The 11,984-nt window shown below is 68.1% G+C and carries 11 protein-coding genes; 9 read left to right on the top strand and 2 right to left on the bottom strand.

What is annotated here, in order from left to right; translation table 11 throughout:
* Positions 1–2: 2 nt before the first annotated feature.
* The 9 genes from DL990_RS09495 (at position 3) to DL990_RS09535 (ending at position 10,956) form a co-directional block, all read left to right on the top strand.
* Entirely contained in the window at positions 3–1,307 is a 1,305-nt protein-coding gene (locus tag DL990_RS09495) for a pitrilysin family protein (RefSeq protein ID WP_125798406.1), read from the top strand.
* Positions 1,304–2,680 (top strand): pitrilysin family protein, encoded by a 1,377-nt coding sequence (locus DL990_RS09500; RefSeq protein WP_125781050.1) that lies wholly within the window; start codon positions 1,304–1,306, stop codon positions 2,678–2,680. Before DL990_RS09495 ends, DL990_RS09500 begins: the two co-directional genes overlap by 4 nt.
* Positions 2,680–3,693: an NAD(+) diphosphatase gene (gene nudC, locus DL990_RS09505; RefSeq protein ID WP_125781052.1), complete on the top strand. Its 1,014-nt coding sequence runs from the start codon at positions 2,680–2,682 to the stop codon at positions 3,691–3,693. The genes DL990_RS09500 and nudC overlap by 1 nt, the downstream gene beginning before the upstream one ends.
* 484 nt (positions 3,694–4,177) lie before the next feature.
* Entirely contained in the window at positions 4,178–5,428 is a 1,251-nt protein-coding gene (locus DL990_RS09510) for an ROK family transcriptional regulator (protein WP_125781201.1), read from the top strand.
* 10 nt (positions 5,429–5,438) lie between these two features.
* Positions 5,439–6,821 carry an extracellular solute-binding protein gene (locus DL990_RS09515; protein ID WP_125781054.1) on the top strand — a complete coding sequence of 461 codons (1,383 nt, stop codon included), beginning with the start codon at positions 5,439–5,441 and terminating at the stop codon, positions 6,819–6,821.
* A gap of 4 nt (positions 6,822–6,825) precedes the next feature.
* Entirely contained in the window at positions 6,826–7,815 is a 990-nt protein-coding gene (locus tag DL990_RS09520; protein WP_199746275.1) for a carbohydrate ABC transporter permease, read from the top strand.
* Positions 7,812–8,705, top strand: coding sequence for a carbohydrate ABC transporter permease (locus DL990_RS09525; RefSeq protein WP_125781057.1), 894 nt, complete (start codon positions 7,812–7,814; stop codon positions 8,703–8,705). The genes DL990_RS09520 and DL990_RS09525 overlap by 4 nt, the downstream gene beginning before the upstream one ends.
* Complete coding sequence (locus DL990_RS09530) at positions 8,702–9,967, top strand: 6-phospho-beta-glucosidase (RefSeq protein ID WP_125781059.1); 1,266 nt, start codon at positions 8,702–8,704, stop codon at positions 9,965–9,967. Before DL990_RS09525 ends, DL990_RS09530 begins: the two co-directional genes overlap by 4 nt.
* Entirely contained in the window at positions 9,952–10,956 is a 1,005-nt protein-coding gene (locus DL990_RS09535; RefSeq protein ID WP_199746276.1) for an N-acetylglucosamine kinase, read from the top strand. The genes DL990_RS09530 and DL990_RS09535 overlap by 16 nt, the downstream gene beginning before the upstream one ends.
* A gap of 70 nt (positions 10,957–11,026) precedes the next feature.
* Here DL990_RS09535 and DL990_RS09540 read toward each other — a convergent pair whose 3' ends face one another.
* Both DL990_RS09540 and DL990_RS09545 read right to left on the bottom strand, forming a co-directional pair.
* Positions 11,027–11,551, bottom strand: a complete 525-nt coding sequence (locus DL990_RS09540; RefSeq protein WP_125781063.1) for an SRPBCC family protein — start codon at positions 11,549–11,551, stop codon at positions 11,027–11,029.
* Complete coding sequence (locus DL990_RS09545; RefSeq protein ID WP_125798408.1) at positions 11,548–11,889, bottom strand: helix-turn-helix transcriptional regulator; 342 nt, start codon at positions 11,887–11,889, stop codon at positions 11,548–11,550. Before DL990_RS09545 ends, DL990_RS09540 begins: the two co-directional genes overlap by 4 nt.
* Between the last annotated feature and the right edge of the window lie 95 nt (positions 11,890–11,984).

The raw sequence follows: 11,984 nt of genomic DNA on the forward strand, positions 1-11,984 counted from the left end.
GCATGGCCGATCCCGAGCTTGTCCGATTCACCCTCGACAACGGTCTGCGCGTGGTGCTCGCGCCCGACGCGACCGCTCCGGTGGTGGGTGTCAGCGTCCACTACGACGTGGGCTTCCGTTCCGAGCCCGAAGGGCGCACAGGTTTCGCGCACCTCTTCGAGCATTTGATGTTCCAGGGGAGCGAGAGCCTGGAGAAGCTCGCGCACTTCCGGCACGTCCAGTCGAGTGGTGGCAGCTTCAACGGCTCCACCCATCCGGACTACACGGACTACTTCGAGGTCCTCCCCGCCGCGGCTCTCGAGCGTGCCCTGTTCCTCGAAGCGGACAGGATGCGGGCGCCGAAGCTGACGCAGGAGAACCTGGCCAACCAGATCGACGTGGTCAAGGAGGAGATCCGCCTCAACGTGCTGAACCGGCCGTACGGCGGGTTCCCGTGGATCACCCTCCCGCCGGTGCTGTACTCCACGTTCCCCAACGCGCACAACGGTTACGGCGGTTTCGAGGATCTCGAACAGGCCACCCTGGACGACTGCGCGGCCTTCTTCGACACCTACTACTCGCCCGCGAACGCGGTGCTGACCGTCGCCGGTGACTTCACCGTCGAGCAGGCCCGCGAGCTGATCGAGAAGCACTTCGGCGACGTGCCGCACCGGCCCGCGCCCGAGCGTCCCTCGTTCGCCGAGCCCGCCCCCGAGGGCGAGCTGCGCGGCGAGCAGGTGGATCCGCACGCCCCGCTGCCCGCGGTCGGCGTCGGCTACCGCATGCCGGATCCGATCAACGACCTCGACGGCTACCTGGCGAACCTCGTGCTCGCCGGCGTGCTGACCGACGGCGACGGCTCCCGGCTCCAGCAGCGCCTGGTGCACCGCGAGCCGCTGGTGGTCGACATCGGCCTCGCCGTCGGGCTGTTCGGCCCGTTCGAGGCCCGTGACCCGGACACCTTCACCATCACCGCGATCCACCCGCCGGACGTGAGCACCGACCAGGTCCTCACCGCGCTGGACGAGGAACTGGAGAAGCTGGCGGCCACGCCGCCGGGTGACCAGGAGATCAAGAAGGTCACCGCGCGCTGGGCCGCGAGCCTGCACTCCGAGCACGACAAGCTGGTGTCCCGGACGCTCGCGCTCGGCTCTTTCGAGCTGCTGTACGGCGACGCGTCGCTGGTGTACCGGCTCGCCGAGAAGATCTCGGCGGTCACCGGGGAGGCCGTTTCGGCGGCGGCGAAGGCGCTGCGGCCGGATTCGCGCGCCGTGCTCGTCGTCCGCCCGGGCAGTGGATCTTCAGACCAGGAAGGTACCGAGCAGTGAGCGCACCGCACCGCACCGCCGAGGAGATCGGCCGCACGGCCGCCGGGCCGCGTCCGGTCCCGCCGCTGGGGACGCAGCGCGCCGCCGCCGATCTGTCCCATGTGGACACCACGCTGAGCAACGGGCTGCGGGTGCTCGCCGTCCGCAAGCCCACCGTGCCGCTGGTCGAACTGCGGGTGTGGATCCCGTTCGCCGGTGAAGACAAACTGCACCCGGCCACCGCCGAAGTGCTGGCCGAGACCCTGCTGACCGGCACCGCCCGCCGCGACCGCATCGAGATCGACGCCGATCTGGCGCTGATCGGCGGCGACCTCGCGTCCGGCGTCGACCCGGAGCGGCTCGCCATCACCGGTACCTCGCTCGCCGACGGCCTGCCGACGATGCTCGACGTCCTCGCCGACGCGCTCACCGGCGCTTCGTACGCAGACGCCGAGGTCGAGCGGGAACGTGAGCGGCTCATCGAGCGGATCGCCGTCTCCCGCACGCAGCCGAGGACGATCGCCCGCGAGGCACTGCAGAAGCACCGCTACGGCGACCACCCCGCGGTGCGGGAGGTCCCGCAGGCCGAAGACGTGGCCGTCGTGACGCCGGAACAGGTTCGCGCGTTGCACCGGGCTTCGGTGCTGCCGCGGGGATCCGTGCTGGTGATCGTCGGCGACATCGACCCGGAGACCGTCATCGGCGACCTGGAGAAGGCGTTCGGCGGCTGGGCTTCGGACCGCTCCGCCGTCCGCCTGCCCGTGCTGCCTGATCTCGCCGGCGGCAACGTCCTGCTGGTGCCGCGGGCCGGTGCCGTGCAGTCGCAGATCCGGCTGTCGGCGCAGACCGTGTCGCGCACGGACCCGCGGTACCCGGCACTTCAGCTGGCGAACCTGGTGTACGGCGGGTACTTCTCGTCGCGGCTGGTCGAGAACATCCGTGAGGACAAGGGTTACACCTACAGCGCGCACTCCGGATTCGAGTTCACCGACCAGACCGCCGTGGTGAACATCGACGCGGACACCGCCACCGACGCCACCGCGGCCGCGCTCATGGAGACCCGGTACGAGCTGGCCAGGCTCGGTCTCGTGCCGCCGACCGCCGACGAGGTCGAGTCGGTGCGGCAGTACGCGATCGGCTCGCTGGTCACGTCCGCGTCGTCGCAGGGCGGACTCGCCGCACAGCTGGCCGCGCTCGCCGCGACCGGACTGGGCGTCGAGTGGCTCGGCGAGCACCCGGCACGGCTCGCCGCGGTCACCGCCGAAGACGTCGCGAACGCCGCACTGGAGTTCTTCGCGCCCAAGCGGTTCACCGGGGTCGTCGTCGGTGACGCCGACGTCCTCGCACCGAAGCTGGAGGCGTTGGGCGACGTGACGGTCGGGGAGCCCTCCTGATGGAGACACCGTTCGAGTTGGGTGCGCTCCCGACGCTTTCGCGCTCCATGGCGGACCGTCAGGAATCCTTGCGCACCAACCCGGACAGGCTCGCCGAGCGCTGGCCGAACGCCCGGGTCGTGCTGCTCGACGAGCACGCGCGCACTCCGGTGATCGAGGCTTCGGGCACGCTCGCGACCCGCAAGACGCAGGACGTCGGCCCCGAGCCGCCCGTCGATGCGGTGTTCCTCGGGGAGTGGCAGGGCATCGACTACTGGTCGCTGCCCGGCCGCCCCTCCGGGGAGACCGAGACCGTCGAAATGGCGGGCAGCTGGGGTGTCGTCGAAGAGGTCCCGCGGTACGAAGGCGAGATCTGGGTCGACCTGCGCGGTTACGGCGACCTGCTCGACGACGCGTCGGCCGGGCTGTTCACCACCGCGCAGGCGTTGCAGGCCTGGCGCCGGCAGGCGAAGTTCTGCACGCGCTGCGGGAGCCCGACCGAGGTCGTCCAGCTGGGCTGGGCGAGCAAGTGCACCGGCTGCGGCCGTGAGGAGTACCCGCGCACCGACCCGGCGGTCATCTGCCTCGTGCACGACGACGCCGGCGTCAACGGCGAGCACGTCCTCCTGGCACGGCAGCCGATCTGGCCGCCGGACCGCTACTCGATCCTCGCCGGTTTCGTCGAGGCGGGGGAGTCGCTCGAAGGCTGTGTCGAGCGGGAGATCCGCGAAGAGGTCGGCGTCGACGTGCGTGACATCCGCTATCTCGGCAGCCAGCCGTGGCCGTTCCCGCGGTCGATCATGCTCGGCTTCACCGCGCGGGCCGACATCTCCTCGACGATCGTGCCCGCGGAGGGCGAGATCGAAGAGGCCTTCTGGGTTTCGCGCGCGGAGGTGCGGGCCGCTTTCGCGAACAGCCAGCTGCGGAACGCCGGCGCCGTGCCGACCCCGATCGCCGGTGGTACGCGGCAGCTGGTGCTGCCGGGGAACTCGTCGATCGCGCGCGTGATGCTGGCGGCCTGGGCAGGCGTCTGACCCTGGCGCACGCGGCTCAGGCTTGAGCTTGAACAAGGCCCAGGATCGAAGCCCCTTCGCGACGATGGAGGATTTGGGACGCTGAACGTCCCAAATCCTCCATCGTCAGCCCGCCGAGGCGCCGTGAGCGGCGCCTTCACGTGTCTGGATGGACGACACGCGTGTGCCGTCCACCTGGTCACGCGTGTCGTCCGCCGGATCACGCGTGTCGTCCACTTGATCACGCGATACCGCCCGCCGAGGCGCCGTGAGCGGCGATCCGTGCGGCATTACCACTCACGAAGCAGGTCCACCCGCCTGCCTCGAACCGGACACCCTCCGCACCGGTACGTATACCCGCTGTGCGGAACACGCCAAGCGTTACCTCCCCGTTTCCCCGCGCCGTTGACGGCTGTGGTTCGGCTCACTACAGTCCCCGGAAACCGTCTGTAAAGTTTCCTAACGAAGTCGGGAGCGAGCCCAAGTGCGAGCCGGCAGTCCGCGAATGCTGCGCGAAATCAACGATCGCGCGGCCATCGAGGTCCTCCTGAGGGACGGCCCGCTGACGCGCTCGGAGCTCGAAGTCGCGATCGGCCTGTCGAAACCCGCGACGGCGCAGCTGCTCACCCGCCTCGAGCAGGACGACGTCGTCACCAAGGCGGGCGTGCGCGGTGGGGGCCGCGGGCCGAGGGCGCAGCTCTGGCAGGTCAACGGCGGCGTCGCCTACGTCGCGGCCGTGGACCTGACGCCGCAGCAAGCCGATTTCGTGGTCGCCGACGTCACGGGCGCGGTGCTCGCCGAGTACCAGGTCCCGCTGCCGGTTCACGAGGGCGCCGACGTCGTCGGCACCTTCGGCGCGGCGCTCACCAGCGTCGCGAACAGTGCCGGTCTCGCCGCCACCGATCTCCGCCATGTCGTCATCGGCGCGCAGGGCGCGTTCGACCCGCGCACCGGCCTGCTGTCCTCGGCGCCGCACATCCCCGGCTGGCTCGGTTTCGACGTGCCGCGCAGGCTCAGCCGCGAACTGGGCGTCGAGGTCACCATCGAGAACGACGTCAACCTCGTCGCGATCGTGGAGATGACCGTCGGCCAGGCCGTCGGGCTCGACGACTTCGTGATGATCTGGCTCAGCGACGGCGTCGGTGGCGCGGTGGTGGTCGGCCGCAGGCTGTTGCGCGGCGCGACCGGCGGTGGTGGCGAGATCGACTGGATGCGGGTGCCCGATCCGGTTTCCGTCGCCACACCGAACGAAAAGCCCCGCGCCGGAGATCGCTTCGGTGACCTCGTCGCGTCCCCGGCCGTCGTCGAGCTGGCCGCCGCGCACGGTATCGAAGCCGAGGACGGCGCGGACGCGGTCACCAAGGCCCGCGAGAACCACAACGAACCTTTCCTCGACGACCTGGCCCGTCGCGTCGCGGGTGGCGCGGCCGGTCTCATCGCGGTCGTCGACCCCGAACTCGTGCTCCTTTCCGGTGACACCAGCCGTGCCGGTGGCGACGAATTCGCCGCGCTGGTCGCGAAAAGGTTGCACGAACTGGTCCTGCCCCGCACCCCGGTCGGGGTCGCTTCGGTGCAGGGCAACGCGGTCCGCGCGGGCGCGCTCCAATCGGCGCTCGCCACCGTCCGCAGGGACGTCTTCGGCGTCAACACCCCTTCGCTCCTCGGGCCGAGACGGTCCGGGGCGGGAGAGCCAAATCCGATCGTGGCGATCCCGGATTCACGAACAGAACCACCGTCTCCCGCCCCAACCAACTAGGAGGAGGGTCATGAGTTCCACGACCCAGGTTCGGAGAAGTGGCCGCCGTTGGCGCGGCTCGATAGTGCTCGGCGCGGTCACCGTCGCCGCGCTGGTGTCCGCCTGTTCGGGCGCCGCAAGCGGCCCGAACGGCGGGTCGGGCGACGCGGCGGCCGCCCCGGCCGCGGACGCGAAGCTCACGCTGACCGTCTACAGCAAGTTCACCGACCGCGAGTACAACGTGGTGACCGCCGGGCTCAACAAGCTCAAGGCGAAGTTCCCGAACATCGAGATCAAGCACGAAGGTCAGCAGGACGACGACAAGATCACCCAGTCCATCCGCGGTGGCAACCCGCCGGACGTGGCGATCTCGTTCTTCACCGACAACCTCGGCGCATGGTGCTCCACGGGCAGCTTCCAGGATCTCAAGCCCTACATCGACCGCGACAAGATCGACCTGACGCAGATTCCCGACGCGGTCCGCAGCTACACCGAGTACCAGGGCAAGCGGTGCGCCATGCCGCTGCTCGCCGACGTCTACGGCTTCTACTACAACAAGGACATGTTCGCGGCGAAGGGCATCACGTCGCCGCCGAAGACGACCTCGGAACTGTTCGAGGCCACCAAGAAGCTGACCGAGTTCAACCCGGACGGCTCGATCAAGGTCGCCGGCTTCATGCCGTCGATGCCCTTCTACGCCAACATGGCGCAGTACTGGGCTCCGAACTTCGGCGCCAATTACCTCGGCCCGGACGGGCAGTCTCATATCGCCGACAGCCCCGAGTGGAAGGCGATGTTCGACTTCCAGAAGCAACTCGTCGACTTCTACGGCGGCCACGCCAAGGTCGAGCAGTTCAAGGCCGGTCTCGGCGAGGAGTACTCGGCGGACCACGGTTTCCAGCGCGGCAAGCTCGCGATGATGATCGACGGCGAGTACCGCACGGCCTTCATCAAGGACCAGGCGCCGGAGCTCAAGTTCGGCACGGCGGCCCCGCCGGTGCTCGACAGCAAGCCGGACCGCTACGGCGGCGCGTTCACCACGGGCACGATCATCGCGATCCCCAAGGGCGCCAAGAACCCCGGCGCGGCTTGGGAACTGATCAAGCAGGTCACCCTCGACACGGCGACGCTGGTCGAGCTGTCCAACGGCCTCAAGAACGTGCCGAGCACCAAGGCCGCGCTGACCGACCCGAAGCTCGAGGTCACGCCGGAGTTCAAGACGTTCCTCGATCTGTACAACGGCGGCAAGCTGACGCCGAACCCGTCGACCCCGATCGGCGACGCGCACCTCAAGGCGGTCAACGACTTCGCCGAGAAGTGGCAGGCGGGCAACATCCCGGACATGGTCGCGGGTCTCAAGCAGGTCGACGCTCAGATCAACGACGAGCTGGCCCAGAAACGCGCCGGCGGCTGATCGCATGACCACGACCCTGGACTCCAGGGCGGTCGGTTCCTCTTCCGCGTCCAGCCGGACGCGGAAGGGGAACGCAGCGCGCCGCCGTCGCACAGTCTTCTACTTCATCGCCCCGGCGATGCTCGGGTTCCTGATCTTCTTCGGCTACCCGTTGATCGCCACGGTGTACTACTCGTTCACCCGGTACGACCTGATCAACGCGCCCGAGTTCATCGGCTTCGACAACTACATCCGCATGTTCACCAGCGAGCAGCTGGTCGGCACCGCCGCGTACAACACGCTGTGGCTGGTGATCGTGCTGACGTTCTGCCGGGTCGTGTTCGCACTCGGCGTGGCGTCGATCATCTCGCGGCTCAAGTCGGGTGTCGGCCTGGTGCGGACGCTCTGCTACCTGCCGTCGCTGGCCCCGCCCGCCGCGGCGACCCTGGCGTTCGTGTTCCTGTTCAACCCGGAATACGGGCCGGTCAACGCGTTCCTGGGAGCGGTCGGCATCGACGGCGGCCTGTGGTTCAACGATCCGGCGATGTCGAAGCCCGCGCTGACCCTGCTGGTGATGTGGGGTTCGGGCGAGCTGATGATCATCATCCTCGCGGCGCTGCTCGACGTGCCGCAGGAACAGTACGAGGCCGCCCAGCTCGACGGCGCCGGGCCGGTCCGCCGGTTCTGGCACGTCACGCTCCCGTCGATCTCGCCGGTGCTGCTGTTCGGCATCGTCAACTCGATGATCTTCGCACTGCAGTTCTTCACGCAGGCGATCGTCGCGGGATCCGCGGCCGCGGGAGCGGCCGACGTCGCGGGCAACACGAAGTTCATCGGCGCACCACAGAACTCGACACTGACCTATCCGGTTTGGCTGTACGTCCAGGGTTTCCGGTACTTCAACATGGGCTACGCGGCCGCGATGGCGGTGCTGTTGTTCATCGTCTCGGCGGGATTCACCTGGATTCTCGTGCGTCAGCTCCGCAAGTCCCAGCATCAGGAGGAAGGCGGATGATCACGCTTTCGGAGACCCGCAGGCGGGAGCCGGTGACCGAACCGCCGAGGGTGCGGGTGCGGCGCCAATGGGACAAGAAGCTGTACTGGATCGCGACCCACAGCGTGGGCATCGCGATGGGCGTGATCTTCATGCTGCCCATCCTGTTCGTGTTCCTCACCGCGGTGATGTCCAGCGACCAGGCGCTTTCGTCGAACTTCTGGCCGAAGGAATGGCACTTCGAGAACTTCATCGAGGTGTTCGAAAAGGCGCCGCTGCTGCAGTATTTCGGCAACAGCATGCTGTATTCGACGCTGGCCACCCTCGGGGCGCTCATCTCGGCGATCCCGGCGGCGTACGCGCTTTCGAAGCTGAAGTTCCGCGGGCAGAACCTGTTCTTCATGCTGACCGTGGCCGCGATGATGCTGCCACCGCAGGTCACCGTCGTGCCGCTGTACGACCTGTGGGTGCGGCTCGGGTTCACCGGGACGCTGGTCCCGCTGATCGTGCCGTACTTCTTCTTCGACGCGTTCTCGATCTTCCTGCTGCGGCAGTTCTTCCTCACCATTCCGAAGGACTATCTCGAAGCGGCGAAGATCGACGGCTGCAACGAGTTCCAGGCGATGCTCAAGGTGCTGATCCCGATGGCGAAGCCGGGGATCGCGGCCACCGCGATGTTCTGCTTCCTCTTCACCTGGAACGACTATTTCGGTCCGCTGCTCTACACCGGTGAGACCCGCGACAGCTGGCCGCTTTCGCTGGCGATCGCGTCGTTCCGCGGGATGCACCACGTGGAATGGAACCTCACCATGGCGGCCACCGCGCTGATCATGCTGCCGGTGATCGTGCTGTTCGTGTTCGCGCAGAAGTCCTTCGTCAAGGGCATCACATTCACAGGGGTCAAGGGATGAAACTGGCAGTCGTCGGTGGTGGGTCCACGTACACGCCCGAGCTGATCGACGGGATCGCCGGACGGCGGTCCACTTTGGACGTCGACGAGATCGTGCTGATCGATCCGGACGCGTACCGGGTGGAGGCGGTCGCTGACTTCAGCAACCGGTTACTGGACCACGCCGGGCATCCGGCGCGCGTCCGCACCACCGCGAGTCTCGAAGAGGGTGTCGACGGTGCGTCGGCGGTGCTGATCCAGCTGCGGGTCGGCGGGCAGCGCGCGCGGCGCGGGGACGAGACGTTCCCGCACGCCTGCGGCTGTGTCGGGCAGGAGACCACGGGCGCGGGCGGCCTCGCGAAGGCGTTGCGCACCGTGCCGGTCGTGCTCGACATCGCCGACAGGGTGAGGAAAGTCGCGGGTGACGACACCTGGATCGTGAACTTCACGAACCCGGTCGGCATCGTCACCCGCGCGTTGCTGAACGAGGGCCACCGCGCCGTCGGGCTGTGCAACGTCGCGATCCACCTCCAGCGCACGTTCGCGCATCTGCTCGGTGCCGGCGTCGACGAGGTCAAACTCGTCCACACCGGACTGAACCACCTGAGCTGGGAACGGAAGGTGCTCGTCAACGGCGAGGACCGGCTGCCGGAACTGCTGGCGGAGCACGCGGAATTCCTCGGCGAGCATGTCACCGCGCCGGTCGAGTGGATGCGGCGGATGAACGTCGTGCCGTCGTACTACCTGAAGTACTACTACGGGCACGACGAGCAGGTCATGAAGCAGCGCACCGAGCGGCCGCGCGCGGACGTCGTCAGCGACGTCGAAGAGGAACTGCTCAAGGTGTACCTCGACCCGGAGGTGGTGACCAAACCGGAGCAGCTGGAAAAGCGGGGCGGCGCCTACTATTCCGAGGCCGCGGTGCAGCTTGTGCACGCGCTCACCTCGGGCGGGCCCGCGGAGGAGCACGTCGTCAACGTCCGCAACGAAGGCACTTTCGACTTCCTGCCGGACGACGCCGTCATCGAGGTTCCGTCCCTTGTGGACGGCAACGGTCCTCGCCCGATCGCGCAGCCGCGGGTCGAACAGCGGTTCGCCGGGCTCATCGCCGGGGTCACCGCGTACGAGCACCTCGCGCTGGACGCGGCGATCAAGGGCGGCCGGGACCGGGTGGCCGACGCGTTGCTCGCGCATCCGCTCGTCGGCCAGTACGCCAAGGCGGATCAGCTCGCCGACACGCTGGTGCAGGTCAACCGTGAGTTCCTGCCGTGGGCGGGGGCATGACGGCCGGCTCACGAGACGTCGTCGTCGCGATCGACGGCGGCAACAGCAAGACCGACGTCCTGATCGTCTCCCGGGACGGACGGGTGCTCGGACAGTCGCGAGGGCCGGGCGCTTCCCCGCAGAACATCGGGGTCGACGGCAGCGTCCGCGCGCTGGAGAAACTGGTACTGGAAGCCCTTCACGGGGCGGGGATTCCCGACGAACGTCCTTTCGCGACACATACGTCGGCCTACCTCGCGGGGCTGGATTTCCCGCGGGAGGAGAAGATCCTGCACGCCGCGCTGGCCGCACGCGGCTGGAGCGACACGCTGATCGTCGGCAACGACACGCTCGCGCTGCTGCGCGCGGGCAGTTCCGACGGGACGGGTGTGGCGGTGGTGTGCGGCGCCGGGATCAACGGCGCCGGTGTCAGCGCCGACGGCCGTGAGCACCGGTTTCCCGCGCTGGGCAAGATCTCCGGCGACTGGGGCGGCGGCTACCGGCTGGGCGAGGAGGCACTGTGGTGGGCCGTCCGCGCCGAGGACGGCCGTGGTCCGGGTACGGCTTTGCAGGCCGCCGTCACCGCGCACTTCGAGACGTCTTCGGTGCTGGAAGTGGTGCAGCGACTGCACTTCGAGGAGCTGCACTCCGACGCGATCCACGGCCTGTGCCCGCTGCTGTTCGCCGTCGCGGCGGACGGCGACGAGGTGGCGCAGGACGTGGTCGACCGGTTCGTCGAAGAGGTCGCCCTGCTGGTCGGGGTCATCCTTCGGCGGCTCGAACTGACCGGGGAAGCGCCCGAAGTCATCCTCGGCGGGGGAGTGCTGACCGGGGTCGGCACGCAGGTGATCGCGGAAATCGAGCGGCGGTGCCTGAAGGTGGCGCCGCAGGCTTCGATCCGGGTCGTCGACGTGGCTCCCGTGGTCGGCGCGGCGTTGTTCGCACTGGACACCATCGGTGCTTCTACCGCCGCGAAGGCCTCCCTTAAGGCCGCGACCAAACGGGTCTGAACACGCGTGAAGGCCTCCTTCCCTCGGCTCAGCCGAGGGAAGGAGGCCTTCATGCGCATTGCCGGAAGTCTCAGGAAGCGGCGGGGACGAGCGGCTCGTCCGTCTCCAGCAGCGTCTTGAGGTCCGACAGGATCCACGCCCAGCCGCCGCCGGCGTTCTCGCCCGGCCCGGCGTTGACGTCCTCCTGCGAGCCGTTGACCAGCGCGGCCGTCGTGGGCGCGTCGGTGACGTCGTGGGTGACGGTCAGCCGGGTGCCCGCGGTCTTCGTCTCTTCGATCTCATAGGTGAGCTTGGTGTACGGCTCCTTTTCGAAGGACGGGTCCATCAGCAGCTTCCAGGTGATGACCAGCTTGCGCGGTGGGTCGACCTCGAGGACCTCGCCGTCGACCAGATCGTTCGTGAACCCCGCCTCGACGTATTCCGGTGTGGGGTGGGTGGCGTGCTTGCCACCCGGCCGCAGGTCGAAGTCGACGAGGCCGGTGTAGCCGTACTTCCGCGACCATTCGGGCTTCGTGATCGCGTCCCAGATCTTCTCCGGGGTGGCCTTGATGTAGACGCGGTAGACCTGGGTGGCGGCGGTGATGGTGTCGGTCATGACGGCTCCTCGGGTTCGAGTTCTGGGGTTTCGAGTTCGGCTTTGAGGTCGAGCAACGCGGTCACGTTGCGCTCGGTGAACTTGTCGATCCACCGGTCGTGGATCTGCCGGATCGGTACCGGGTTGAGGAAATGCTTCTTCTCCCGGCCCTCCTTGCGCGTGACGACAAGTCCGGCTTCTTCCAGCAGTTTCAAATGCTTCATCACACCGAACCGGCTCATGTCCACTTCGGACTCGAGTTCGGTCAGCGTGCGGCCGTCACGCGCGAACAACCGGTCGAGCAGGAACCGACGGGTCGGATCCGCCAGGGCCTTGAAAACCAGGTCGTCGTCGGGCACTTCGAAAGAATAGGTGACCAAAAGGTCACGTGTCAACCGGAACTTTCGCGAAGCGCGTGAAGGCCCCCTTCCCTCGGCTCAGCCGAGGGAAGGGG

The organism is Amycolatopsis sp. WAC 01416 (assembly GCF_003947485.1).
Classification (GTDB): domain Bacteria; phylum Actinomycetota; class Actinomycetes; order Mycobacteriales; family Pseudonocardiaceae; genus Amycolatopsis.